This is a genomic window from Microbispora sp. CA-135349 (assembly GCF_050947365.1).
In the GTDB taxonomy this organism is placed as follows: Bacteria; Actinomycetota; Actinomycetes; order Streptosporangiales; family Streptosporangiaceae; genus Microbispora.
Map to the genome: position 1 here is coordinate 5129116 of NZ_CP192001.1, position 24742 is coordinate 5153857.

21 protein-coding genes are annotated in these 24742 nt (G+C 71.0%); 6 read left to right on the forward strand and 15 right to left on the reverse strand.

The window, feature by feature from the left end; all coding sequences use genetic code 11:
• Positions 1–37 precede the first annotated feature (37 nt).
• The 3 genes from ACQPZZ_RS23700 to ACQPZZ_RS23710 all read right to left on the reverse strand — a co-directional run bounded on the left by ACQPZZ_RS23700 (position 38) and on the right by ACQPZZ_RS23710 (position 2599).
• Positions 38–484 carry a PepSY domain-containing protein gene (locus tag ACQPZZ_RS23700; protein ID WP_432922099.1) on the reverse strand — a complete coding sequence of 149 codons (447 nt, stop codon included), beginning with the start codon at positions 482–484 and terminating at the stop codon, positions 38–40.
• 35 nt (positions 485–519) lie between these two features.
• Complete coding sequence (locus ACQPZZ_RS23705) at positions 520–1815, reverse strand: ATP-binding protein (RefSeq protein WP_432922102.1); 1296 nt, start codon at positions 1813–1815, stop codon at positions 520–522.
• Between the two features lie 103 nt (positions 1816–1918).
• Positions 1919–2599, reverse strand: coding sequence for a response regulator transcription factor (locus tag ACQPZZ_RS23710; RefSeq protein ID WP_432922105.1), 681 nt, complete (start codon positions 2597–2599; stop codon positions 1919–1921).
• A gap of 94 nt (positions 2600–2693) precedes the next feature.
• On the opposite strand from ACQPZZ_RS23710, the gene ACQPZZ_RS23715 reads away from it, so the two are divergent.
• Positions 2694–3197 (forward strand): hypothetical protein, encoded by a 504-nt coding sequence (locus tag ACQPZZ_RS23715; protein WP_432922108.1) that lies wholly within the window; start codon positions 2694–2696, stop codon positions 3195–3197.
• 78 nt (positions 3198–3275) lie between these two features.
• Here ACQPZZ_RS23715 and dop read toward each other — a convergent pair whose 3' ends face one another.
• The 4 genes from dop to ACQPZZ_RS23735 form a co-directional block, all read right to left on the reverse strand.
• Entirely contained in the window at positions 3276–4793 is a 1518-nt protein-coding gene (gene dop / locus ACQPZZ_RS23720; protein ID WP_363641440.1) for a depupylase/deamidase Dop, read from the reverse strand.
• Positions 4794–4871: 78 nt separating this feature from the next.
• Positions 4872–6113, reverse strand: coding sequence for an acyltransferase family protein (locus ACQPZZ_RS23725; protein ID WP_432922111.1), 1242 nt, complete (start codon positions 6111–6113; stop codon positions 4872–4874).
• Positions 6114–6336: 223 nt separating this feature from the next.
• Entirely contained in the window at positions 6337–8100 is a 1764-nt protein-coding gene (arc, locus tag ACQPZZ_RS23730) for a proteasome ATPase (RefSeq protein ID WP_432922114.1), read from the reverse strand.
• 205 nt (positions 8101–8305) lie between these two features.
• Positions 8306–9169 (reverse strand): tRNA (adenine-N1)-methyltransferase, encoded by an 864-nt coding sequence (locus ACQPZZ_RS23735; RefSeq protein WP_363641337.1) that lies wholly within the window; start codon positions 9167–9169, stop codon positions 8306–8308.
• Between the two features lie 161 nt (positions 9170–9330).
• Here ACQPZZ_RS23735 and ACQPZZ_RS23740 point away from each other — a divergent pair, with 161 nt between their 5' ends.
• Positions 9331–10443 carry a GNAT family N-acetyltransferase gene (locus ACQPZZ_RS23740; protein WP_432922118.1) on the forward strand — a complete coding sequence of 371 codons (1113 nt, stop codon included), beginning with the start codon at positions 9331–9333 and terminating at the stop codon, positions 10441–10443.
• A 112-nt stretch (positions 10444–10555) separates the two neighbouring features.
• Here the strand turns inward: ACQPZZ_RS23740 and ACQPZZ_RS23745 are convergent, their stop codons facing one another.
• Complete coding sequence (locus ACQPZZ_RS23745; RefSeq protein ID WP_432922121.1) at positions 10556–11779, reverse strand: aminotransferase class III-fold pyridoxal phosphate-dependent enzyme; 1224 nt, start codon at positions 11777–11779, stop codon at positions 10556–10558.
• A 48-nt stretch (positions 11780–11827) separates the two neighbouring features.
• Positions 11828–12748 (reverse strand): carbohydrate kinase family protein, encoded by a 921-nt coding sequence (locus tag ACQPZZ_RS23750; protein WP_363641331.1) that lies wholly within the window; start codon positions 12746–12748, stop codon positions 11828–11830.
• A 52-nt stretch (positions 12749–12800) separates the two neighbouring features.
• On the opposite strand from ACQPZZ_RS23750, the gene ACQPZZ_RS23755 reads away from it, so the two are divergent.
• Complete coding sequence (locus ACQPZZ_RS23755) at positions 12801–13391, forward strand: TetR/AcrR family transcriptional regulator (protein WP_363641329.1); 591 nt, start codon at positions 12801–12803, stop codon at positions 13389–13391.
• A gap of 52 nt (positions 13392–13443) precedes the next feature.
• Here the strand turns inward: ACQPZZ_RS23755 and ACQPZZ_RS23760 are convergent, their stop codons facing one another.
• On the reverse strand, positions 13444–14949 hold the full coding sequence (locus tag ACQPZZ_RS23760) for an FHA domain-containing protein (protein ID WP_432922125.1): 1506 nt from the start codon (positions 14947–14949) through the stop codon (positions 13444–13446).
• Positions 14950–15225: 276 nt separating this feature from the next.
• Complete coding sequence (locus ACQPZZ_RS23765; RefSeq protein WP_432922128.1) at positions 15226–16395, reverse strand: site-2 protease family protein; 1170 nt, start codon at positions 16393–16395, stop codon at positions 15226–15228.
• Positions 16396–16545: 150 nt separating this feature from the next.
• Between ACQPZZ_RS23765 and ACQPZZ_RS23770 the strand changes: the two genes are divergently transcribed.
• From ACQPZZ_RS23770 to ACQPZZ_RS23780, 3 genes are all read left to right on the forward strand, one after another.
• The gene (locus tag ACQPZZ_RS23770) at positions 16546–17406 is read left to right on the forward strand and encodes a RecB family exonuclease (protein ID WP_363641323.1); all 861 of its coding nucleotides are present in this window, start codon (positions 16546–16548) and stop codon (positions 17404–17406) included.
• A gap of 137 nt (positions 17407–17543) precedes the next feature.
• Positions 17544–18818, forward strand: coding sequence for a sensor histidine kinase (locus ACQPZZ_RS23775; protein ID WP_432922132.1), 1275 nt, complete (start codon positions 17544–17546; stop codon positions 18816–18818).
• Between the two features lie 58 nt (positions 18819–18876).
• Positions 18877–19560, forward strand: a complete 684-nt coding sequence (locus ACQPZZ_RS23780) for a response regulator (protein WP_432922135.1) — start codon at positions 18877–18879, stop codon at positions 19558–19560.
• 222 nt (positions 19561–19782) lie between these two features.
• Here ACQPZZ_RS23780 and ACQPZZ_RS23785 read toward each other — a convergent pair whose 3' ends face one another.
• The 4 genes from ACQPZZ_RS23785 to ACQPZZ_RS23800 all read right to left on the reverse strand — a co-directional run bounded on the left by ACQPZZ_RS23785 (position 19783) and on the right by ACQPZZ_RS23800 (position 24721).
• Positions 19783–20808 (reverse strand): ABC transporter ATP-binding protein, encoded by a 1026-nt coding sequence (locus ACQPZZ_RS23785; RefSeq protein WP_363641317.1) that lies wholly within the window; start codon positions 20806–20808, stop codon positions 19783–19785.
• Positions 20805–21830 (reverse strand): ABC transporter ATP-binding protein, encoded by a 1026-nt coding sequence (locus ACQPZZ_RS23790; RefSeq protein ID WP_432922138.1) that lies wholly within the window; start codon positions 21828–21830, stop codon positions 20805–20807. The genes ACQPZZ_RS23785 and ACQPZZ_RS23790 overlap by 4 nt, the downstream gene beginning before the upstream one ends.
• Positions 21827–22840 carry an ABC transporter permease gene (locus ACQPZZ_RS23795; RefSeq protein WP_432922141.1) on the reverse strand — a complete coding sequence of 338 codons (1014 nt, stop codon included), beginning with the start codon at positions 22838–22840 and terminating at the stop codon, positions 21827–21829. The genes ACQPZZ_RS23790 and ACQPZZ_RS23795 overlap by 4 nt, the downstream gene beginning before the upstream one ends.
• Positions 22841–22948: 108 nt before the next feature.
• Positions 22949–24721 carry an ABC transporter substrate-binding protein gene (locus tag ACQPZZ_RS23800; protein WP_432922144.1) on the reverse strand — a complete coding sequence of 591 codons (1773 nt, stop codon included), beginning with the start codon at positions 24719–24721 and terminating at the stop codon, positions 22949–22951.
• Between the last annotated feature and the right edge of the window lie 21 nt (positions 24722–24742).

A 24742-nucleotide genomic window follows, 5' to 3' on the forward strand; every position in this document is an offset into this window, starting at 1 on the left:
CGTCTGCCGTACCCGCCGTGCCGTCTTCGCCGAACGGTCAGTCGTCGTGCCCGCGGCCGTGTCCGCGGCCGTCGTGGCCCCTGTCGTCATGTCCCCTGTCGTCGTGCCGGCGGTCGTGATCCCGGCCACCGTGCCGGCGGTCGTCGTTCTTGACGCGGAACTTCACGATCCTCCCGTTCGCGACGGAGACGTACACGTCATACTCCCGGTGGCCCTTGTGGAGCTCGACCTTCCATACACGGTGGCCGTGCTCCCACTCGCGCTCCACCGTGGCGACCCGGGCGCCGGGCACCCGCCTCTTGGCGATCGCGATCGCCTGGCTCCGGGTGATGGCGGTGGAGGCCGAGACGGCGGAGGTCGAGGCCGCGGCGTGAGCGGAGGAGGCCGGGGCCGCGACGGAGGCGGAGGAGACGGCCGTTCCACCGGCGGTCAGAGCGGCGAGGGTCGTGGCGGCTGCGAGAGCGATCTTCGTTGTCTTTCTCATGACCCAACCGTCGCAGCGATCATGCTAGGGCCGCGCTAAGCGATCCCTAAAACCAGGCGAACCTCCGCACCGCCCAGATCGGACCCGCCGACAGTCAGGAATCCGCCCGACTCCTGTGCCACGCGACGGGCGATGTCGAGGCCGAGGCCGGTCGATCCGGCCCCGCTTTCCCCCCGCCTCAGCGGGTCGCCCGGCCCGAAGCCCGGACCGGCGTCCGACACCGTGAGGACCACCCCGCCGCCCTTCCCCCCGGCGCCGTCCGAGGCGGCGGCACCGGCGGCGAGGCGGACGCGGAACGACACCCCGTCGGGGGTGTGGGCGAAGACGTTGCCCAGGAGGGCGTCGACGCAGGCGGCGAGGTCCTCGGCGGAGACCGCCACCGGCAGCGGACCGGGGGCGAGGTCGAGCGCGACGGTCCTCGACTGGTCCTCGGCGAGCACCGACCAGAACGCGACTCTGTCGCGCACGACCGGGACGGCGTCACACGAGGCCCGCTCCCGCGACCGCCGCCGGACGTCGTTGATCACCGCGGTGACCGCGCGCTCCAGCGCGTTCACCCGCGCCTCGATCCTCGCCGCCTCTCCGGGGTCCGACAGCGACTCCGCCTCCAGCCGCAGACCGGTGAGGGGGGTTCGCAGCCGGTGGGAGACGTCGGCCACGATCTCCCGCTCCTCGGCGAGAAGGTCTGAGATCCGTCCCGCGAGGTGGTTGAGGGCCAGGCCGGCCGTACGCACCTCGGGCGGGCCGAGCGGCGTCGCCCTGGCGGTCAGGTCGCCGGTGGCGAGGCGGTGGGAGACCTCGGCGAGCGCCGTGGTGGGCCGGACGACCGCGCGGGCGAGCCGGTCGGCGACGAGGATGCCGACACCGACCAGGGCGACCCCGAGGATCAGCAGCGCGAGCCATGTCTCGTGCACGCCGCGCGTCAGGTCGTCGTCACTGAGGAAAGCGCGCACGACGGCGGTGCCGCCCGGCGCCCCCTCGACCGCCACCAGGATCTCCCGGCCGCCCGGCGCCGCCGCCGACAGGCTGCGGCCCCGCGCCGCGAGGTCGACGGCGGCCGTGCGGGCCGCACCGGCTCCGAGCACCCGGCCGTCCGCGAGGAAGACCGTCACCGGGTGGCCGCTCGACGCGCTCGCCTGCTCCGCCGTCAGCCGCAGCGTCTCCTCGTCGACCGTGCCGACCGCGACCGCGACCGACTCGGCGGCCCGGGTCGCCGAGTCGACGGCCTCGCTCTGCGCCACAGAACGGACCAGCAACGCCAGCGGCACGAGCAGCGACACGAGCACGAGCGACGTCGTCGCCGCGACGAGGGCCGCGAGCCAGCGCCTCACGGACGCCCTCCCGGGCCCGCGCCCCTGGCGGGCTCCCAGGCGGCCTCCCAGACGGCCCGCGAGGCGGTCTCGCGGCCGGGCACGTCACCGGTGGCCGTACCGGTCATGCGGGGGCGGTGAGGCGGACGCCGACGCCCCGGACGGTCTGGACGTAGCGCGGCTGCTGGGCGGTCTCGCCGAGCTTGCGGCGCAGCCAGGACAGGTGGACGTCGACCGTCTTGTCGGTGCCCCCATAGGGGATCTGCCAGACCTCGGTGAGCAGCTCGCGCTTGGTGACCACCTGCCCGGCCCTCGCCGCGAGATAGTGCAGCAGGTCGAACTCGCGCGGCGTGAGGTCCAGCGGGGCGCCGTCGAGCGTCGCCTCCCGGGTCCGCGGGTCCACGCGCAGCGCCCCGACGGTCAGCGAGGTGTCCTCACGGGTCGTGTCCACACGGCGCAGCACCGCCCGGATGCGGGCGTCGAGCTGCGCGGCGCTGTACGGCTTGATCACGTAGTCGTCGGCGCCCGCGTCGAGCAGGCGGACCATCTCGGCCTCCTCGTCCCTGGCGGTGGCCACGATGACGGGGACGCGGCTCACGGCGCGGAGCATGCGCAGCAGGTCGCCGCCGTCCATGTCCGGCAGGCCGAGGTCGAGCACGATGAGGTCCGGGCGGTCCTCCACGACCGACCGCAGGCCGTCGAGGGCGGTGGGGGCTGAGGAGACGGCGTGGCCGCGGTCACGCAGGCTCCGGGTGAGGGAGCCGCGGATCGTGGCGTCGTCTTCGATGAGGAGCACGCTTGGCATTTGGCCGCTACGTTAGCCCCCTGCGGTCCCGCGGCATAAGTCCGTTATCCGGGCCTTAGCGTTCCCTTAGCGTCCGCGGTGGGAGAGTGAACCCGTGAACCCCCGCCTCGTCCTCGCCGTCGCCGGATGGCTGCTGGCCGCCGCCCTCGCCACCGGGGCGGGCGTCGCGGTGCTCGGCCTGCTCGGCCGGCCGCTCGCCGGACCCGCCGAGCGGCCGATGACGGCCGAGGAGATCCGCCTCGCGCTCGCCCGGGACACCCCGGCCGAGCCGTCCCCCGGCTCCTCACCCGGTGCCGTACCGGCCGGATCCCCCGACGCCGTACCGGCACGGTCTCCCGGGCACACGGGGGCGGGCGCCACGCCCGTCACCGGACGGAAGCTGATCTCGACCGGCGCGGGCAGTGTGATCGCCCGGTGCGACGGCGGCCTGGCGCGACTCCAGTCGTGGACGCCCGCTCAGGGGTTCGAGGTCCACGACGTCGATCCGGGGCCGGACGACCGCACCCGGGTGCGGTTCGAGTCGGACGAGGGCAGGGTGGAGATCGAGGTGCGCTGCGCCGGCGGCGTCCCCGTCCCCCAGATCACCCGTCACGGCTGATCACCCGCCACGACTGATCACCCGCCACGACTGACCACCCCGTCAGGACTGACGATCTGCCACGGCTGCCGCGGGTGTTCAGCCCTCGCCGGTGAGGGCGGCGACGAGGTCGGCGGCCGTGCGGCAGCGGTCGAGCAGGTCGCCCACGTGCGCCTTGGTGCCGCGCAGCGGCTCCAGGGTCGGCACGCGCTGGAGCGACTCACGGCCCGGGATGTCGAAGATGACCGAGTCCCAGGAGGCGGCGGCGACCGACTCGCTGTACTGCCGAAGGCACCGGCCGCGGAAGTAGGCCCGGGTGTCGGTGGGCGGCGTCTCGACCGCGCGGTCGATGTCCTCCTCGGTCACCAGGCGCTGCATCCGGCCGCGGGCGACCAGGCGGTTGTACAGGCCGCGGTCGGGGCGGATGTCGGAGTACTGCAGGTCGACCAGCTGCAGCCGGGGGTGGTTCCAGGGCAGGTTGTCCCGGGTGCGGTAGCCCTCCAGGATCTCCAGCTTGGCGACCCAGTCGAGCTCCCGGGACAGTTGCATCGGGTCCTCTGCGAGCCGGGTGAGCACCGACTCCCATCGGTTGAGCACGTCCTTGGTGAGGTCGTCGACGCCCGCGCCGAAACGGTCCTCGACGTACTTGCGAGCCTGTTCCAGGTATTCCATCTGCAGCTGCACGGCGGTCATCTTCCGCCCGTTGCGCAGCGCGATCTCGTACTTGCAGGTCGGGTCGTGGGAGACCGCGCGCAGCGCCGCGACCGGCGACTCGGGCGTCAGATCGATGGTGAGGAAGCCCTCTTCGATCATCGCCAGGACCAGGGCCGTCGTACCGAGCTTCAAATATGTCGAAATTTCCGACATGTTGGCGTCGCCGATGATCACGTGCAGCCGCCGGTACTTCTCGGGGTCGGCGTGCGGCTCGTCCCGGGTGTTGATGATCGGCCGCTTGAGCGTGGTCTCCAGCCCGACCTCGACCTCGAAGAAGTCGGCCCGCTGGCTGATCTGGAAGCCCTCGGTGCGCGAGTCCTGTCCGATGCCGACCTTGCCCGCGCCGCAGACGACCTGCCGCGAGACGAAGAACGGCGTCAGGTGCCTGACGATGTCGGCGAACGGCGTCGCGCGGCGCATGAGGTAGTTCTCATGACACCCGTACGACGCGCCCTTGGCGTCGGTGTTGTTCTTGTAGAGCTGGATGGGCGCGTTGCCGGGCGTGGACGACGCCCGCACGGCGGCGTCGTACATCACCCGCTCGCCCGCCTTGTCCCAGATCACGGCCGCCCGGGGGTTGGTGCACTCGGGCGTGGAGTACTCCGGGTGGGCGTGGTCGACGTACAGGCGCGCGCCGTTGGTGAGGATCACGTTGGCGAGCCCGAGGTCCTCGTCGGTGAGCTGGCTCTGGTCCGCCACCTCGCGTGCGAGGTCGAACCCTCGGGCGTCGCGGAGCGGGTTCTCCTCCTCGAAGTCCCATCGGGCCCGGCGAGCCCGGGCGGCCGACGCCGCCAGGTACGCGTTGACGACCTGTGAGGAGGTCACCATCGCGTTCGCTCCCGGTTGACCGGGCACGGCGATGCCGTACTCGGTCTCGATGCCCATCACCCGCCGAACCGTCATTCGCACCCCGCCTGCTTCAGGCCGTCGTCGTAGTCATATCCGAGCCTAGCCCTTTCTCTATGCCCTGCTACCGAACAGTTACGGCACAGATGCCTCGGGACTTTGCGCCGGAATGGCCGTCGCGGTCCGGGAGGTATCGCCACGGCCGCGGGAGCGAAACCTCCGGGAGCGGCCGAGCAGGGCCCCCAGCCTGGCGCGAAGCCATCGCTGACCGGGCTTGTCGACCATACGGTAGATCAGGTACGCGAGCCCGATCGCGACCGTCATCGTGATCGCGGTCAGCAGCCACGGGTCCACCACGTCCCGGTACGCGGGGATCAGAACGGCCGAGACCGTCTGGTGCAGAAGGTAGAGCGGATACGTCAGAGCCCCGAGGGTGACCAGCCGGCGCCAGCGCACCCACCGCAGCCAGCCGAGGGCGACCGCGGCCATCAGGAGATAGATGACCGTGATCGCGACGACGACGGCCTCCGGAGGCGCCGGGTAGTGCTTGATGCCGATCAGGCGCACCCGCTCCCCCACGCGGTCCAGGGCGGCGTACAGGGACATCCCGTAACCGGCGGCGATCAGCAGCCACGGGACGAAGGCCCCGGAACGCGCGCCGAATCGGTGGATCAGGAAGAAGGCCATGCCCGCGATGAAGTACGGCGCCTGCCGCGGCATGAAGACGAAGACGAGCGTCTCATTCTGGGTGAACTCGGCCAGCAGAGCGAGGCCGGACCAGGCCGCCAGGAACACCAGGCAGCGCCGCAGCGTGATCCCCACAAGGGAGAACAGCGCCAACAGCACGTAGAACCGCAGCTCCACCCACAGGGACCAGAAGACGCCGCCGGCGTGGCCCACGCCGAAAGCCCCCTGGAACATCGTCAGGTTGAGCAGGTACTCGCCGTCGCTGAGCTTGGGATCGAAGCCGGCGACCCCGCTGAAGCGGTACATGATGAAGATCACAAGCACGGCGAACCAGTACGCCGGGTACAACCGCGACACCCGGGAGACGGCGAACTCGCCGACCGTGTGCCCCCACACGCTCATCAGGATGACGAACCCGCTGATGAGGAAGAACAGCTCCACGCCGAGGATGCCCAGCGTGGTCAGGCGGGCGACCGGCTCGAACAGCGTGGTGGGGTACTCGTCCCACAGCGACCTGCTGGCCGCCATGAAGTGGAAGGCCATGACGGCGAACGCGGCCACGAAGCGCAGGACGTCGAGCTCGACCAGGCGACGGCCCCCGGCGGCCCCGGCGGCGTTCCCGGCCGGGACCCCGCCCGACACCGGAACGGCCGAGGCAAGAGCGCCCGGAGCCGGGGCGGGCTGTCTCACGGCAGTCCCCCGCGCGAGCCAAAGAAGATCATGCCCTTTTTGACGTGATCACTCCGGGCTTCGGTTCCCCCGGATCACGATCGTCGCAAAAGATCCCTTTTGGCCCTTTTGCTGCCATCCTGTCCGCATGTCGGCCTCGATAGGGCCCGGAAAGCCGGAGGAGCGGCGCGATCCGGGATCGCGCCGCTCCTCGATGGCACCGGTCCGGCCGGTGCGGGGCGTTCTACAGGTACTGACCGGTGTTGGCGACCGTGTCGATCGACCGTCCGGCCTCGGTGCCCTGCTTGCCCTGCACGAGCGTGCGGATGTAGACGATCCGCTCGCCCTTCTTGCCGGAGATGCGGGCCCAGTCGTCGGGGTTGGTGGTGTTGGGCAGGTCCTCGTTCTCGGAGAACTCGTCCACGCAGGCGGCCAGCAGGTGCGAGATCCGCAGGCCCTTCTGCCCCGTGTCGAGGAACTCCTTGATGGCCATCTTCTTGCCCCGGTCCACGATGTTCTGGATCATGGCGCCGGAGTTGAAGTCCTTGAAGTACAGGACTTCCTTGTCGCCGTTGGCGTAGGTCACCTCGAGGAAGCGGTTCTCCTCGCTCTCGGCGTACATCCGCTCGACCACCCGCTGGATCATCGCGGCGATCGTGCCCTCGCGGCTGCTGCCGTGCTCGGTCAGGTCGTCCGGGTGCAGCGGCAGGTCGCTGACGAGGTACTTCGAGAAGATGTCCTTGGCCGCCTCGGCGTCGGGCCGCTCGATCTTGATCTTGACGTCCAGCCGGCCGGGACGCAGGATCGCCGGGTCGATCATGTCCTCGCGATTGGAGGCGCCGATGACGATGACGTTCTCCAGGCCCTCGACACCGTCGATCTCCGACAGGAGCTGGGGGACGATGGTGTTCTCGACGTCGGAGGACACACCGGAGCCGCGGGTGCGGAAGATCGAGTCCATCTCGTCGAAGAACACGATCACCGGGGTGCCCTCGGAGGCCTTCTCGCGCGCTCGCTGGAAGACCAGGCGGATGTGCCGCTCGGTCTCGCCGACGTACTTGTTGAGAAGCTCGGGGCCCTTGATGTTCAGGAAGAAGCTCTTGCCGGACTGGCCGGTCTTCTCCGCGACCTGCTTGGCCAGGGAGTTGGCCACCGCCTTGGCGATGAGCGTCTTGCCGCAGCCGGGCGGGCCGTACAGCAGCACGCCCTTCGGCGGCCGGAGCTTGTGCTCGCGGAACAGGTCGGCATGCAGGTAGGGCAGCTCGATGGCGTCCCTGATCTGCTCGATCTGCCGGCCGAGGCCGCCGATCTCCTCGTAGGAGATGTCGGGGACCTCCTCGAGGACGAGCTCCTCCACCTCGGACTTGGGGATGCGTTCGTAGACGTAGTTGGAACGGGGTTCGAGCAGGAGGGAGTCACCGGCCCGCAGCGGCTGGTCCAGCAGCGAGTGGGCGAGTTTGACGACCCGCTCCTCGTCGGCGTGCGAGATGACGAGCGCGCGGTCGCCGCTCTCCAGCAACTCCTTGAGCATCACGATCTCGCCGACGTCCTCGTAGCCGAGGGCCTCGACGACGTTGAGCGCCTCGTTCAGCATGACCTCCTGGCCACGCTTGAGTGAGTCGGCGTCGACCGCCGGACTGACGTTCACCCGGAGCTTGCGCCCGCCCGTGAACACCTCGATCGTGCCGTCATCCCTGGCTTCGAGGAACACGCCGAATCCGGACGGCGGCTGTGCCAGCCGGTCGACCTCCTCCTTGAGGGCGACGATCTGGTCCCTGGCCTCCTTGAGGGTGGAGACCAAACGCTCGTTCTGGCTTGTGAGGGCGGCCACCTGGGCCTGCGCCTCGTGGAGACGCTCCTCGATGACCCTGGCCTGCCGGGGAGACTCGGCCAGCTTCCGGCGCAACGCGGTGATCTCCTCTTGCAGGAAGGAGACCTGTGTTGTGAGATCGGCGACCTCCCGTTCGCGCTGCGCGGCTCGAGCCTCAGCGTCGTCGCGAGCTGCCACGCCCCGTCACCTCCTTCCCCGTCGAGAACGACTACTCAAGACCCTACCTATCTTGGCGCTGTACGTAACCTGGCCGGGCAGTGTTCGTGTAGTTACGTTGGGTGTTCGGCGTTTGATACCTTATGGACCGATTGTTCGGGTCACCATTAGGAACACACCCAAATGTTCCCGTGTCACGCGGCTTTGCCGGGTTGTGGCCGAATTGTCACCCTTGTTCGATCCCCTCTCCGTACGCCCCCTTTGCGGGGCGCCTGCGCCGCGGCGGGGGCGTGACGCCGTCCGCCATGCGACGAGCCGTGACGAGAAACCCCGTGTGGCCGACCATGCGATGGTCGGGCCGTACGGCGAGGCCCTCGACATGCCAGTCGCGAACCAGGGTCTCCCACGCGTGGGGCTCGGTGAAACTCCCGTGCTCCCGCAGTGTTTCCACGGTTCGGGACATCTGGGTAGTTGTCGCAACATAGCAGCAAATAACTCCCCCTGGGGTCAGGGACTTCGCCGCCGCGTCAACGCACTCCCAAGGGGCGAGCATGTCGAGGATGACGCGGTCCACGTCCGTCTCGTCGAGCGCGTCGACGAAGTCGCCCACCGCCAGACGCCACTGCCCCATCGGACCGCCGAAGAACTTCTCCACGTTCTTGGTGGCCACCTCGGCGAAGTCCGCGCGCCGCTCGTAGGAGGTGACCCTCCCCTCCGGGCCGACCGCGCGCAGCAGGAAGCAGGTGAGCGCGCCGGATCCCACACCGGCCTCCACCACCCGGGCGCCGGGGAAGACGTCGGCCATGGCGACGATCTGGGCCGCGTCCTTCGGATAGACCACCGCGGCCCCGCGCGGCATCGACACCGTGTAGTCGGCGAGCAGATGCCGGAACGCCAGGTACGCCGTGCCGCCGGACGACCGCACCACGGACCCTTCGGGCTGTCCGATCAGGTCGTCGTGCGGGATCGACCCCTTGTGCGTGTGGAAGACGCCGCCCTCTTTCAGCGTCACCGTGTGCCGCTTGTTCTTGGGGTCGGTGAGCTGAACCTGATCTCCGGCCTGGAATGGGCCGTGCCTGCGAAAACCCATGCGGAAAAGGCTAGTGCCGCGACCGACGAGATTCGCCCGACGGAGCGGTGTCCGGAGTGGTGCATCGCAAGGCGGAGGAGGCCACAGCGGAGGGGCGGGGGCGGGGGGGCGGCCGGGAAAACACCTGGCCGGTGCGGTGTCACCGCTGGTAACAATGGGACATGTTGCCCCAAGAGGCGATCCCTGCCGGGCCGGCCGTTCTGCGCCCGCCGGTCCAGGGGGACGCCGACCAGATCGCCCGAGCCTGTGCCGACCCCGATATCGCGAGGTTCATCCCCTTCCTTCCCTCGCCGTACTCACGGGACGACGCGCTGGCGTGGATCACCAAGGCCATGCCCGGGGTGTGGGAGAACGGCGGCGCCGGCTTCGTCGTGGCCGACCCGGTCACGGACGAGGTTCTCGGGACGGCGATGCTCAAGCCGCCGGACCGGTTCGGCGCGACGGAGGTGGGCTACTGGCTCGCGCCGTGGGCCCGGGGGCGCGGCGTCGTCACGGCCGCCGTGCGAACGCTCGCCGAACGGGCCTTCGCCCGGGGCGTCCCCCGGATCGGGCTGCTCACCGACGTGGAGAACGTCGCGAGCCAGCACGTCGCCCTCCGGTGCGGTTTCGCCCACGAGGGCGTGCTGCGCGGGGCCGGAACCCCCCGGGGCGGCACCCCCGCCGACATCGCCGCCTTCGGGCGGCTGAGCACCGACCCCGGCGACCCGATCACGCCCTTCCTGCCGTTCTTCCCCGGAGGGTTCCCCGGCGGCTCGCTCACCGACGGCGTCGTCCGGCTCACACCGCTGACCACCGCCGACGCCGCCGACTACTTCGCGCTGGCGTCAGTGCCCGACGTGATGGACTCGCACGTGCCGCCGGCGGAGCCGTCGTACGCCGAGATCGAGGTCGTCTGCAGGTACGCCGGGCACCGGTGGCTGACCGGTCAGCGGGCGGACATCGCGATCAGGGACGCCCGCACCGGCGCGTTCGCCGGGGACATCCAGCTCACCGGCGTCGTCCCGCCGCTCGGGCAGGCGATGCTCGGCTACAGCCTGCACCCCGCCCACCGCGGACGCGGCATGGTGACGCGGGCCGTGAACCTGCTGGCCGGGTGGGCGTTCACGCACACCCCGCTGCGCCGGATCGTCGCCGGGACCACGCCGGGCAACACCTCCTCGCAACGGGTGCTCGAACGGGCGGGGTTCGTCCGGGAGCACCTCGTCGAGGGGCTGCTGCCCGGCCCGGGAGGCTCCCGCCTGGACGACATCCAGTGGGCCAGGACACGCCCCTGAGGGGAACGGACCTGCCGCGCTCGGGCACCGCCCGGAACCCGGTGCCCGAGCGCGGGGCGTCCGCGGCGCGGGACGCCCGGGCGTCCCGGCCACGCCGGTGTCCGCCGGTCCCTCAGTCGGATCCGTACGCGGCCCGCAGCTTGGCGAAGGCGGCGTCGGTCCCCTGGAGGGCCCGGTCGATCTCCTCGTCGGTGTGCGCGGCCGACAGGAACCAGTTGTGCCAGGCGTGCAGGTAGACCCCCTCCTCCAGGCAGGCGCCGGCCCAGGCGATGCCCTTCTCCAGGGTGTCGTCGCCCTCGAAGGACAGCCAGGGCACCTGCACGGGGCCGGTCTGGCGTACCACGAAGCCGTGCGCCGTCGCCTGGGCGGCGAGCCCCTCGCGCAGCCGGGTCCCGGCCCGGTGCATGAGCGCGGGGCCGTCGGTCTCGCGCAGGATCTCGATCGTCGCCTTGGCGGCGGCCATCGCGGTGGCGGAGAACCAGAAGGAGCCGGTGGAGTACAGCGTCTGGGCGGCCCCGCGCAGCGCGTCGGTCCCGGTGAGCGCCGCGATGGGGAACCCGTTGGCCATCGCCTTGCTCCAGGCCGTCAGGTCGGGCCGCACCCCGAGCGGCTCCCACGAGCCGCGCAGGTCCAGCCGCCATCCGGCGCGTACGTCGTCGATGACCAGCGCCGCGCCGAGCCGGTCGGCCAGCGCGCGCACGCCCCGGGCGAAGTCCGCGTCGGCGTCCTCCTGGTCTTCGAACGAGTCGTGCTTGAACGGGGTGACCAGGATGGCGGCGACGTCGCCGTCCGCCTGGGCCGCGGCGGCCTCCGCGCTCGCGAGGTCGTTGTAGGTGAACTCGATCGTGTCCGCCCGCTGGTTGGGGGTGACCCCGTTCAGGCTGGGCGTGCACCAGGGGTCGGCGCCGTGGTAGGCGCCGTGGGCGACCAGCGCCTTGGTCCTGCCCGTGGCGGCCCTGGCCACCATGAGGGCCTGCGTGGTGGCGTCGGTGCCGTTCTTGGAGAACATGGCCCAGTCGGCGGAGGGGACGAGGTCCACCAGGAGTTCGGCGAGCTCCACCATGACCGGGCCGGGACCGTTCAGGCAGTCGCCCGCCGCCTGCTGGGCCGCCGCGGCGGCCTCCACCTTCGGGTTCCGGTGGCCGACGATCATCGGGCCCCAGCTGCACATCAGGTCGACGTACTCGCGGCCGTCGGCGTCCCACTGGCGCGCGCCCTCGGCCCGGACGAAGAACTGGGGGTAGCGGTCCCCGTGCAGGGCCGCGTTGAGGTGGCCGTACATGCCGCCGGGGATGACCGCGGCGGCACGGGCCCGCAGGGAGGCGTCGAGGGACATGGGCGGCACTCCTGAGATCGGGGGAATCGGGGGCGGTGTGAGCCGGGATCAGGCGTCCGGGCCGGGGTCGCCGGGGACGAAGCCGTCCAGCCCGGCGTCGGAGCCGAGACCGCCCGCGACCCTCGCGGCGACGGCCGTGCCGAGGCGTGCGGCGCCGAGGACGTCCCGGCCGTGCAGCAGTCCGGCGGCGAATCCGGCGCAGTACGCGTCGCCGCAGCCCGTGGTGTCGACCACCGGCACGTCCAGGGCGGGCACCCGGGTGACTCCGTCGGCGGTGGCCACGAGGCTGCCGGCGGCCCCCAACGTGACGATCACGCCCTTCGGGCCCTCGGCGAGCAGCGCGGCCGCGGCCTCCTCGGGCGTCGGCGCCCCGCTCAGCATGAGCGCCTGCTCCTCGTTGGGCAGGAGGTAGTCGACGTGGGGCAGGAACGCGCGCACGCCGGGCATGAGGTCGGCCATGTTCGACAGCAGGTCCAGCGTGACGGTCGTGCCGCCCTCGCGGGCCTTGCCGAGCAGCGCGAAGAAGGCCGGGTCGTGCAGGCCCCAGGTGACGTCCATGCCGCCGAGGTGCACCACCTTCGCGGCGGTCAGGCGGGCGGCGTCGAGGTCGGCGGTCGCCAGGCCCAGGTTGGCCCCGGGCACGTGGAACGACGGCCGTCCGCCGTCGGGGCGGATGGGCAGGATCGAGGCCGCCGTCTGCTCCCCCGCCCTGCGCACCACGCCGCTCACGTCGACGCCGTGCCGCGCCATGATCATCAGGAGGAAGTCGCCCAGCTCGTCGTCGCCGACGGCGCCCATCGAGGCGACCGGCACGCCGATCTTCGCCAGGGCCACGGCCGTGCCCGCGGCGGCGCCGGCCGCGGTGATGCGGATCTGCTCAAGCAGGTGGGTGTCCTGACCGGCCGGGATGGACTCGACCGGGCGGGCCAGGACGTCGACGATATGTACGCCGACCGTCACTACCGTCATGAGCGGATAATAGACGGGCGCCCGACTAAAATGTCAACCGAGGTGGTGGACCATGCCGAAGATCGTCAATCACGAGGAGCGCAGGGGCGAGGTCGTCGCGGCGGCCCGCCGGATCATCCTGCGCGAGGGCATCGAGGCCGCGACCACGCGGGCCATCGCCAAGGAGGCCGGATACTCCAACGGCGTGCTCACGCATTACTTCGCCGACAAGGACGAGATCCTGCTGTCGGCGCTGGAGGCGTCCCATCGCCGGATCGCCGACCGGCTGCGGGACAAGCTGTCCGGCCGCACCGGCCTGGCGGCACTGCGCGAACTGCTGCTCGACAACGTGCCGCTGGACGAGGAGCGGGCCGGCGAGACCGGGCTGGAGGTGGGCTTCTGGGGACGCAGCCTGACCAGCCCCGCGCTGCTGGAGGTCCAGCGGCGGGAGGCCGCCGAGCTCCGCTATCTGGTGACGAGCCTGCTCGGGTCCGCCGCCGAGGCCGGTGAGATCCGTACGGACGAGGACCTGGAGGACGTCGCGGAACGGCTGCTGGCGCTCGTGGACGGGCTGAGCGTGCACCGTCTGCTGTACCCGTCGCAGGTCACCGGCGAGCGGCTGGAACGGCTGATCCTGAGCGAGATCGAGCGGCTGCGCCCCTGATCCGCCTGATCCGGCCGCCGGGAGCCGGTAGCCCCGGCGGCCGCGGGAATCGTCAGGCGTTGCGGTGGGGCTCGTACCGCATCGTGCGCGAGACGCCGACGCGCACAGTCGTGCCGGGCAGGATCGGCACCGGCTCGTTCGGCGGGATGTCGTAGAAGTTGGGGTCGCCGGGCGGCTGGATCTGCGTGCCGTTCACCGAGCCCAGGTCGAGCAGGTTGACGTCCCAGTTGTCCAGGAAGACGCGCAGGTGGCGGCGCGACACCGAGCCGTCGGGGCTGGTGACCTTGGCCGGCCTGGCCTCGCCCGACTGCACCTCGGGCGCGCGCTCGGGGTCGCGGCCCAGCAGGTAGTCGGCCTCCAGCGGCAGCGCCACGCCGTCATCGAGCAGCAGCACCCCGAGCTGCGGCCTGGGGCCCTTGTACGGCACCACCGCCCGCTGGTCGATGGGGATTCCGCAGACCGCGCAGTAGGGCGCGCGCGGGTCGTTGAAGTGGTCGTTCTTGCAGTCGACGCCGTAGACCATCGGCCGCTGACCGGGCTCGGGCGGCACGTCCATCTGGGTCGCCTCGCCCGGCTCCTCCTCGGCGGGCACGTGCGGCACCGGCTCGAACGGCCCGCTCGGCGGGCCGTCAGGCCCGCCGAGGTCGTGCAGCAGCCCGCCCAGGTCGTGGGGACCCGAATCGTGCTGCGGGGCGTCCCGGTCCTCGGCGGGCTCCGGCGGCGAAGGCAGCGGCTGCGGTCCCGAGTGGTGCGACGGTCCCGGGTCGGGGACGACCGGCGGCAGCGGCTGGGAGACGTGGGACGGCGGCGGACCGGGCGGCATCGGGAGCGGCTGGGACGATCCCAGGGACGGCGCCCCGTGCTCGGGGCCGGGCGGCGACCCGGCCGGGAACGGCGACGCGGGCGGCGGCGGCACGGGCGGCGGCACGGGCGACGGCACCACGGGCCCGCGCGGGGCGATCGGTTCCGGGGCCCCGATCTGCGGGGGCTGCACGCTCTGCTGACCTTGGTGCTGCGGCTGCGGCTGCGGCGGGCGCGGGGGCAGCGGCGGGAACGCGAGGTCGCCGTGCTGGGTGAGGTCGCACTCCAGCCCGGCACCGGTGACCACGCCGCCGTCCAGCCGGGCGTACGGGCTCGACGGGCCCGCTCCGGGCAGGCGCAGCTCGACCCGGGACACCGGGCCGCTGACGAGACGGTCGGTCCAGGTCAGCGCGTCGTGCCCGGCGAGGCGGACCTCGCCGTCGGGGCCGCCCGACACGGTCGCGTACGCGGCCCCGCTGACCAGCACGGCCACGCCGCCCCCGGCCGGTCCTGCCACCGCGCAGGCCGCCGGCTCGACGCCGATCGACCTTTCCATGGCGCGCGCCAGGACCTGGGCCACCCGCCGGGCCAGCGCCCGGCCGTCGCCACCCGTCGTGGCGGTCTCGCTCAGCGCGCCCAGCAGGTCCTCGACCGGCTGGTCGCCACCGGTGGCGCACACGAGCAGCAAACCGTTCAGATGGGCGACCACGCCCTCCCCCGGCAGCGGGCGGACCACCCCCACGCCCTGTTCCGTCACAGAAGTTCTCCCTCCGGAAACGCCACCGGATGACCGGCACCATCGCCGGCACGCCACGTGCCGGATCGATCACCCCAGAAATTAGCAAAAAAGAGTGATGAACCGGCCTGCGGGAGCGCGCGACGGGCGGCCGAACGGCACCCGGCCCCGCTCCCGATCAGCACCCTAGTCCCCGGTGACCCGTCGGACGAGTGCGCGGAACGCACCACACCACAGTGCGCGGAGCGCCGGGCCGCGGCGGGCACACCGCCGGGGGCCGCGGTCGCCGCGCCGCGCTCACACACCGGTGAACATGCGGTTGACGTCGGTGGTGGCGAGCACGCCGTAGATGTCCCCGCCCCGCTCGACCAGCAGGTATTCCGGTGCGGGACTGTCCCGCATGGCGTCGAGCAGGGACTCCCCCTCGAGATCGGCGCCGAGCACGAGCGAGGGCTCCAGGGCGCGTGACAGGACACCGACGTTCACCCACGGCCTGCGCTGCTCGGGAGTGGCGTTGATCGCCGTCTCGTTGACGATGCCCACCGGCCGCCCATCGTGGTCGACCACCACCATGGCCCCCGCGCCCGCCTCCCGCGCCCGGCGCAGGCCCTCCGACAGCGGCACCTCGGCGGTGACCGCGACCGCCCGGCGGGCCAGCGTACGGGCCCGCAACTGCGGCAGCCGGGCCCGTACGCGGGCGACCCGCAGCGACTGGGAGGCCCCGAGCCAGATGAAGGACGCCAGCACCACCGTCCAGAGCATGCTCCCGATGCCGGGCTCCTGCCCCGCCATCAGATTCATCAGCAGCGGCACCACGACCACCGCGACCGCGACACCGCGGCCGACCCACGCGGCGGCCATCGTGCCCGTGCCCGCGTCCCGCTTGACCTTCCACACGGCCGCCCGCAGCATCCGGCCGCCGTCGAGCGGCAGGCCGGGCAGCAGGTTGAACAGTCCGACGATCAGATTGGACGACCAGAGCTGCCAGATCAGCACCGGCACCAGCCCGTCGGGGGGGCGCGTGAACATGGACAGCGGGTCGACGGGGCCGGTCACGAACGCGATCGCGGACACCAGGTAACCGACCGTCGCAAGGCCCAGCGAGAGCAGGGGCCCGGCGAGCGCGACATTGAACTCCCGGCCCGCCGTCTCGGGCTCGCGTTCGATCTCCGAGACGCCGCCGAGCATGTAGAGGGTGATCCTGCGCACCGGAAGGCCGTAATGCTTGGCGACGACGCAGTGTGCCAGCTCGTGGAGCAGGACCGAGGCGTAGAGCAGGACGGCGAAGACCAACGCCACCACGGAACTGCCGATGAGCCCGTATCCGGGGAGACTGGCGGCGAAAAGGGGCTGGAAGCTGATCGTGATGAACGCCGCCACGATGAGCCAGGTGGGCGAGACGTAGACGGGAATGCCGAACGGCCGTCCCATCCGCAGCCCGGTGGACTCCTTGACAGGTGTGCTCATGTGGCCGCCTTCCCCTTCCACGCCCCTCGATGCTACGTGCCACGAGGTGAGATCAGCCTAAGAGCTCGCCCGCCCGTTGCGTACCGCGCGAGGCTCCGGGGAAGGCGGGGCGGGAGCGTTCTGTCGGCCCGGTGTCCTACAGTTCGGGGCATGACCCTCGCCGAAGAGCGCGCCGTCATCGGGGCGCTTTCCCCCTCCCGGGCCGGTGACTTCATGACCTGCCCCCTGCTCTACCGGTTCAGGGTGATCGACCAGCTCCCCGAGCGGCCCTCGGCCGCCGCGGTCAGGGGCACGCTCGTTCACGCCGTCCTCGAACGGCTCTACGACCTGCCCGCGGAGGCGCGGACCGTCGCCGCCGCGCAGGACCTGCTGGAGCCCCAGTGGCGGCGGCTGCTCGACGAGGAGCCCGACTACGCGGGTCTGTTCGAGGACGACGCGGAGCGGGACGCCTGGCTGAAGCAGGCCCGCGGCATGGTCGAGCGATACTTCACGCTGGAGGACCCGCAGCGGCTGGAGCCGGCCGAGCGCGAGATGTACGTCGAGGTCGTGCTCGACAGCGGGCTGCTGCTGCGCGGCTACATCGACAGGCTCGACGTGGCCCCGACCGGCGAGATGCGGGTCGTGGACTACAAGACGGGCACGGCGCCGGGGCGCGAGTGGGAGGCCAAGGCGCTGTTCCAGATGAAGTTCTACGCGCTGGCGCTGTGGCGGCGCAGCGGCCAGGTCCCCCGCATGCTCCAGCTCATGTACCTGGGCAACGGCGAGATCATCCGGTACGTCCCCGACGAGGCGGATCTGCGGGCGACCGAGCGCAAGGTGGAGGCGCTCTGGGCGGCCATCGAGCGTGCCGTGCGCACCCGCGAGTGGCGCGCCCGCCGCTCGCGGCTGTGCGACTGGTGCGACCACCAGGCGCTGTGCCCGGAGTTCGGCGGCACCCCGCCGCCCGTGCCCGACCGTGAGCCCGGGCTGTCCGCCCGCGTCAGCAGAAGGTCTGCCAGCGACGAGCTGTGACCGTGTTCCCCGCGTCCGCCGTCGGGGCGCTCACATCCGGATCGCTCGGACTCCTCCGCGCGGCTCCTCCGTGGGGAGGAGGGGGATATCCCTCCCGGGCAGGGTGGACGCGGGCGGCGACCGCCTAGATTTGGTACGTGCGCACCACCCCCGGCAGTACGCGGTCCTGGCTTCGGGCTCGTCCCCTGCTCTCCGACTCCGTCCTCGCGGTGGTGCTGACGATCGTGTCCCTGTGGACGATCGTCGCCTTCGCCCAGCATGGGGTCGGCGCACCCGCGCCGGCCCGCCCCCCGGACGCGCTCAACCTGGCGCTGGCGGCGTCCTGCACGCTGCCCCTGGCGCTGCGGCGGCAGCGGCCGTTCGCGCTGCTGGTGGCCACCGCCCTCCCCGATGTGGGGATGATCGTGCTCGGCTACAGCCCCGGCCTGAGCGGGATCGGCACATTCGTCCTCCTCTACTCGGTCGCCGCCCACCGGGGGCTGGCGTTGAGCCTGGCCGCACTGGTCGTCTCCTTCGCCACCTACGCCGCCGTGGCCGGCGTCGCGCCCTTCCCGGTCTCCTGGACCAACCACGTCGTCGTGGCCACCGTCATGCTGCTGTGCTGGGTGTGCGGCCGGGCGGTGCGGCTGCGCCGCGCCTACCTCGCCGAGCTGGTCCATCGGGCCGACCGGCTGGAGCGTGCGCGCGAGGCCGACACCAGGGCCGCCCGGGCAGAGGAGCGCTCCCGCATCGCCCGGGAGCTGCACGACGTCGTCGCCCACCATGTGAGCGTGATGACGGTCCAGGCCGCCGCCGCCCGCAGGATGCTCGACACCAAGCCCGACGTCGCGCGGGACGCCCTGACCGCCATCGAGGAGATGGGCCGCACGGCGATGGCGGAGATGCGCAGCATCGTCGGTGTGCTGCGCACCGACGGCCCGGCCGAGCGCGGGCCGCAGCCGGGCATGCACGACCTGCCGGCGCTGGTGGAGCAGATGCGCGAGGCGGGGCTGCGGACCCAGCTGTGGATCGAGGGCGAGCGGCGGGGGCTGCCGCCCGGGGTGGACCTGGCCGCCTATCGGCTCGTGCAGGAGGCGCTGACCAACAGCCTGCGCCACGCCGGGGCCACCGCCCGCGCCTGGGTCACCGTACGGCACGAGCCGAACGAGCTCAGCATCCGCGTCGAGGACGACGGGCGCGGCACGGCGGAGGAGTCGGTGCGGGTCGAGGGCAAGGGCCACGGGCTCGTGGGCATCCGCGAGCGCGTGGCGCTCTATGGTGGAGTCCTGCGGATCGGTCCCCGCACCGGGGGCGGATTCGAGGTCCGGGCTCGTTTCCCCCTCAGTCACAGCCCCCTCAGTCACAGCCCGCTCAGTCACAGCCCGCTCAAGCACAGCTCCCTCAAGCACAGCTCCCCCGAGGACACAGCATGACGATCAGGGTGTCTCCCTCCACCCGGCGGCCCGCCGCCCATCCCAGCATGGACACGCGATGACGATCCGGGTGTTGCTGGTCGACGACCAGCCGCTGCTGCGCACCGGGTTCCGGTTCATCCTGGAGGCGGAGCCGGACGTCACCGTCGTGGGCGAGGCGGGCGACGGCGCGATGGCCATGGACCAGTCCAGGGCCCTGATGCCCGACGTGGTGCTCATGGACGTCCGCATGCCCGGCACCGACGGCATCGAGGCGACCCGCCGCATCGTGCGGGAGGCCGCACCGAGCGCCCATGTGCCGAAGGTGCTCGTGCTGACGACCTTCGACCTGGACGAGTACATCGTGGAGGCGCTGCGCGCGGGCGCGAGCGGGTTTCTCCTCAAGGACGTGCCGCCGGACGAGCTGGTCCAGGCGATCCGGGTGGTGGCGGCGGGCGACGCCATCGTGGCGCCGAGCGTCACCCGTCGGCTGCTGGACAAGTTCGCCACCCGGCTTCCCTCCGCGCACCGGCAGGCCACCCCCACGCGGCTCGACCGGCTCACCGAGCGCGAGCTCGAGGTGCTGGGCCTGATCGCGAAGGGCATGTCGAACGCCGAGATCGCCGCCCGGCTCGTGGTCAGCGAGACGACCGTGAAGACCCACGTGGGCAACGTGCTGACCAAGCTGGGGCTGCGCGATCGGGTCCAGGCGGTCGTGCTCGCGTACGAGACCGGTCTGATCGTCCCCGGCGCCTTCTCCTGACCTTCGATCTACAACCTCGGGAGGAGCGAGGCGGGCCCGGTCCTCCCGAGGTGGTGGACGCGAGTCGTACGAGAGGCCGATGCCGGACGGGCGGGCGGGCCGATACCGTCGGAACAGGGGCGTGGCCGAGGTTGCGGAACACGCCGCGCCGGTACGGCTCCCGCGGACCGTCTGCGCTGACCATCTGGGGGGAAGACGGCGGGAGCCGTACCGGCGGAAAGCTCAGACGGCCGTCTCCTGAGGGGCCGCGGCCGTGCCGCCCGAAGGGGCGTTCTCGGGGAAATGACAGGCCACCTGGTGGCCGGGGGCGAGTGTCGCCAGCGGGGGCTCGACCTGCTTGCAGATCTCCTGCGCCTTCCAGCACCGGGTGTGGAACCGGCAGGCGGGCGGCGGGTTGAGCGGCGAGGGCACGTCGCCCTGCAGCCGGATCCGCTCCCGCTCCTTGCGCCGCTTCGGGTCCGGGATCGGCACCGCCGACAACAACGCGTTGGTGTAGGGATGCATCGGCGATTCGTACAGGCCCTTGCGGTCCGCGATCTCGACGACCTTGCCGAGGTACATCACCGCGACGCGGTCGCTGATGTGCCGGACCACCGACAGGTCGTGCGCGATCACCACGTAGGTGAGATCGAGCTCGCTCTGCAGGTCCTCCAGCAGGTTGACGACCTGGGCCTGGATCGACACGTCGAGCGCGGACACCGGCTCGTCGGCGATGATCAGCTTGGGCTTGAGCGCGAGCGTCCTGGCGATGCCGATGCGCTGCCGCTGTCCGCCGGAGAACTCGTGCGGGTAGCGGTTGTAGTGCTCGGGGTTGAGGCCGACCAGTTCGAGGATCTCCTGGACCGCCTTCTTGGTGCCCTGCTCGGTCTTGATGCCCTGGATCCGGAACGGCGCCCCCACGATGGCGCCGACCGTGTGCCGGGGGTTGAGCGAGCTGTAGGGGTCCTGGAAGATGATCTGCACGTCCCGGCGGAGCGGGCGCAGCCGGCCCTGGGACATGTGCGTGATGTCGTTGCCGTCGAACAGGATCTTCCCGCCGGTGGGCTCGATGAGCCGGGTGATCAGGCGTCCGGTGGTGGTCTTGCCGCATCCCGACTCGCCGACCAGGCCGAGGGTCTCGCCCTTCTTCACGTCGAAGCTGATGCCGTCGACGGCCCTGACCGCACCGACCTGCCGCTTGAGCAGACCCTTCGTGATCGGGAAGTGCTTTTCCAGCCCCTGTACGGACAGCAAGGGCTCCTCGTTCACGAAGCCTCCAGGTTCGGCTTGATCTCGTTCTCCCAGATGGCACGCCGCCGCTCGCGCGGCAGGTGGCAGCGCACCAGATGACCGCCCTCGGTCTCCAGCAGCTCGGGGACCTCCGTCTTGGCCCGTCCGCCCGTACGCTCCTCGAAGGCGCAGCGCGGGTGGAAGGCGCAGCCGGACGGCACGTTGATCAGTGAGGGCGGGGAGCCCTTGATCGGCAGCAGCCGCTCGGTCGGCTCGCGGTCCAGGCGCGGCATCGAGCCGAGCAGGCCCCACGTGTAGGGGTGCTCGGGCCGTTCGAAGATGTCCTCGGACGTGCCGTACTCGACGCACTTGCCGCCGTACATCACGAGGATGTCGTCGGACAGCTCGGCGACGACGCCGAGATCGTGGGTGATGACGATCAGCGCGGCGTCGAAGTCGCGCTGCAGATCGCGCATCAGGTCGAGGATCTGCGCCTGCACGGTCACGTCGAGGGCCGTGGTCGGCTCGTCGGCGATCAGCAGCTCGGGGTCGCAGCTCAGCGCCATCGCGATCATCGCGCGCTGTCGCATGCCGCCGGAGAACTCGTGGGGGTAGCTGTCCACGCGGCGCTCCGGCTGCGGAATGCCCACCCGGCCGAGCATGTCGATCGCGTGCTTGCGCGCGACCTTCTTGCTGACGTCGTTGTGGATGCGGTACGCCTCGACGATCTGGTCGCCGACCGTGTAGAACGGGTGCATCGCCGACAGCGGATCCTGGAAGATCATCGCCATCTTCTTGCCGCGCAACGTGCGCACGTGCTCGGCGCTCGCGCCGACGAGCTCCTCGCCGTCGAGCCAGATCTCGCCGGAGATGCGGGCGCGCCCGCCCTTGTGCAGGCCGAGGATGCCGAGGCTGGTCACGCTCTTGCCGGAGCCCGACTCCCCGACGATGCCGAGCGTCCTGCCCCGCTCCAGCGTGAACGACAGCCCGTCGACGGACTTGACCAGGCCGTCGTCGGTCGGGAAGTGGATCCGCAGGTCCTTCAGTTCCAGGAAGCTCATCCCAGCCTCACCCTCGGGTCGACGACGGCGTACAGGACGTCGACGACCAGGTTGGCCACGACGATGAAGACGGCCGCGATCAGTGTGACGCCCATCACCTGCGGGAGGTCGTTGTGGCCGATGGCGTCGACGGCGTACTTGCCCAGGCCCGGCAGCGAGAACGTGCTCTCGGTGAGGACGGCGCCGCCGAGCAGCAGGCCCAGGTCGAGACCGACCATGGTGAGAAGGGGGGTGAGCGTGGCGCGCAGGCCGTGTTTCACCACGACGGACCGCTCGCGAAGGCCCTTCGCCCGCGCCGTGCGGATGTAGTCCTCCCCCATCGTCTCCAGCATGCCCGCCCTCGTGATGCGGGCGTAGCTGGCCGCGTAGAGGAACGCGAGCGTCACCCACGGCAGGATGAGGTTGTTGGCCCAGGTCAACGGATCTTCTTCGATGGGAACCCAGTCGGCGACGTCGCCCACGAGCCCGAGCTTGTCCCTGAAGATCGCGAGAGAGACGATGCCGGTGAAGAAGATGGGCAGCGAGACTCCCGCGAGCGCGACGCCCATCGACATCCGGTCGAAGAAGCTGCCCCGCCGCAGCGCCGAGACGACGCCCGTCGCCACACCGAACACCACCCAGACCACCACCGCGCCGGCCGCCAGCGAGAGCGTGACCGGCAGGCGGTCGAGCAGGTCCGGCAGGACGGGGTTCTGCGTGACGTACGAGTAGCCGAGGCAGGGGGCCGGGCAGTGCTCAACGCCGGGGCCGTAGTTCCGGTCGATCCCCAGGAAGATGCCCTTCACGAACCGCCCGTACTGGACGACCAGCGGGTCGTAGAAGCCCAGCCTGACGGCCGTGTCGTGGATGATCTCGGCATTGGCCGCCTTGCCCACGTAACGAGAGGCGAGGTCGTCAGCAGACATACCGGCGAGCCGGGGAACGAGGAAGAAGATAGCGAACGTGGCGATGCTCACCACGAAGAGCAGCATGACAGCCGCTATCAGCCGCTTGATTATGTATGTGACCACTGATCTCGGTCTGACGGCCGGGTCGCCCGGCCGTCAGACCTTCACCTGCCTTCGACAGAGGTTCCAGGGGGGTTCCCGGGAGATCGTGGTGTCTCCCGGGAACGCGGATTACTGGGTGCCCAGAGTGAGGTACTCGTACATGCCCCAGTTCTGGCTGACGAAGACGTTCTTCAGCGTGGGCGGCCGGTAGAAGAGGCTGTGGGCCCAGACGTAGGGAAGGACGTACGCGTCGTCCATCACCTTCGCGTCGACGTCGGCCCAGGCCTTCTCACGGGTGGCGTCGTCCGTCGCGGCGGCGGCGACGTCGACGAGCTTGTCGATCTCCGGGTCCTTCACGCTGAGGTTGGTGTTACCCGCGGGACGGATGGTCCGGCTGTCGACGATCTGCTGGAAGAAGCCGTAGCCCTCGGGGTAGTCGGCGGCCCAGCCGTAGAGCATGATGCCCAGGCCGTTCTTCTTCGCGAAGTCGGGCTTGCCGGCGTAGAGCTTGAAGTAGTCGCCCTGCGGGTAGCCCTTGAGGTCGAGCTTGATGCCGACCTTGCCGAGCGACTGCTGCAGCGCCTCGGCGGTCTGCTTCTCGGCGTCGCGCTCGTTGCGGAAGGAAACAGAGGTGCTGAAGCCGTCCGGCTTGCCGCACGCCTTGAGCTCTTCCTTGGCCTTGTCCAGGTCACCGGTCGGGTGGGCCTCGACGCCGTAGGGGTCGATCTTCTGGTAGCCGGTCATCACCGGCGGCATGAGGCTGAGGGCGATGTCGCCGCCGGCCTCGGGACCGCCGAAGGCGCCCTGGATGGCCGACCGGTCCGCCGCGTACAGCACGGCCTTGCGGCAGTGGATGTTGTCGAGCGGCGGAACGTCCCCGTTGAGGTTGGCGAACCAGGTGCGGGACAGCGCCGCCGAGTCGGCGTACTGCTTGCGCTTGGGATCGGTCAGCACGCTCGCCCGGGCGTTGGCCCCGACGCCGCTGCTGTTGACCACCACGTCGAGCTTGCCGGAGATCAGCCGCTGGTCGAGGTCGTCCTCGTTCTGGCCCAGCAGCACCTCGATGGAGTCGTTGAGCTGCTTGCGGTTGGGGTCGGAGCTCGGGTCCCAGTTCGGGTTCTTGACCAGCTCGATCCGCTTGCCGAGCTCGTGGCTCTTGAACATGTACGGGCCGGTGGCGACCGGGTGCTCCTTGTACTTCGAGCCCGTGTCCTTGGCCTCGGGCACCGGAGCGGTGATGGGGAGCATCGCGAAGTAGTCGAAGCCGCCGTACGGCTTCTTCAGGTGGAACACGATGGTCTGGTCGTCGGGCGTCTCGATCGCCTTGAGGTCGTCGAGCTTGCCCTTCATCTTGTACGGACCGGTGTAGCCCTTGAGGTCCAGCCAGTCGTTGAAGTAGGTCGGGCCGCTGGGCAGCACGTCCTTGTCCAGCGCACGCGCGACGCCGTACTTCACGTCCCTGGACGTCACCGGCGTGCCGTCCTCGAACTTCACGCCCGCGCGGAGCTTGTAGGTCCAGGTCTTGCCGTCGTCGCTCGGCTTGCCCAGGTCCTCGGCCAGGTCGCCGACGAGCTGCAGGCCCTCCTTGCCCGGCACCGGCTTGAACATCGTGAGCGCGCGGGTGTAGAGGCGGGCGAAGTTCCACGAGTAGCCGTAGTACATGTCACCCGGGTCGACCGAGTCGAAATCGCCCGGCATGCCCATGCGGAGCGTGCCGCCCGTCTTGTCCGACGGGTTGACGACCTGCGTGACCGCGGCGTTGAACTCGCTGGACGGCGCTTCCCCGCCACCCGAGCCGGAATTGGCGCCGCTCTTGCCGCTGCCGCCACCGCCGCAGGCGGCGAGGGCGAGAGCGAGGCCGGTGGTCACCGCGACCGCCGACGCCATTGATCTTAACTTCATCGACCTGACACCCCATCTGTA

Coding starts and splice junctions, on each gene's coding strand:
- ACQPZZ_RS23780 (WP_432922135.1), top strand. CDS start 18,877: ATGACGATCCGGGTGTTGCTGGTCGACGACCAGCCGCTGCTGCGCACC.
- ACQPZZ_RS23750 (WP_363641331.1), bottom strand. CDS start 12,748: ATGACGGTAGTGACGGTCGGCGTACATATCGTCGACGTCCTGGCCCGC.
- ACQPZZ_RS23790 (WP_432922138.1), bottom strand. CDS start 21,830: ATGAGCTTCCTGGAACTGAAGGACCTGCGGATCCACTTCCCGACCGAC.
- dop (WP_363641440.1), bottom strand. CDS start 4,793: ATGACGGTTCGGCGGGTGATGGGCATCGAGACCGAGTACGGCATCGCC.
- ACQPZZ_RS23745 (WP_432922121.1), bottom strand. CDS start 11,779: ATGTCCCTCGACGCCTCCCTGCGGGCCCGTGCCGCCGCGGTCATCCCC.
- ACQPZZ_RS23700 (WP_432922099.1), bottom strand. CDS start 484: ATGAGAAAGACAACGAAGATCGCTCTCGCAGCCGCCACGACCCTCGCC.
- ACQPZZ_RS23710 (WP_432922105.1), bottom strand. CDS start 2,599: ATGCCAAGCGTGCTCCTCATCGAAGACGACGCCACGATCCGCGGCTCC.
- ACQPZZ_RS23765 (WP_432922128.1), bottom strand. CDS start 16,395: ATGAGCACACCTGTCAAGGAGTCCACCGGGCTGCGGATGGGACGGCCG.
- ACQPZZ_RS23770 (WP_363641323.1), top strand. CDS start 16,546: ATGACCCTCGCCGAAGAGCGCGCCGTCATCGGGGCGCTTTCCCCCTCC.
- ACQPZZ_RS23800 (WP_432922144.1), bottom strand. CDS start 24,721: ATGAAGTTAAGATCAATGGCGTCGGCGGTCGCGGTGACCACCGGCCTC.
- ACQPZZ_RS23740 (WP_432922118.1), top strand. CDS start 9,331: ATGTTGCCCCAAGAGGCGATCCCTGCCGGGCCGGCCGTTCTGCGCCCG.
- ACQPZZ_RS23735 (WP_363641337.1), bottom strand. CDS start 9,169: ATGGGTTTTCGCAGGCACGGCCCATTCCAGGCCGGAGATCAGGTTCAG.
- ACQPZZ_RS23755 (WP_363641329.1), top strand. CDS start 12,801: ATGCCGAAGATCGTCAATCACGAGGAGCGCAGGGGCGAGGTCGTCGCG.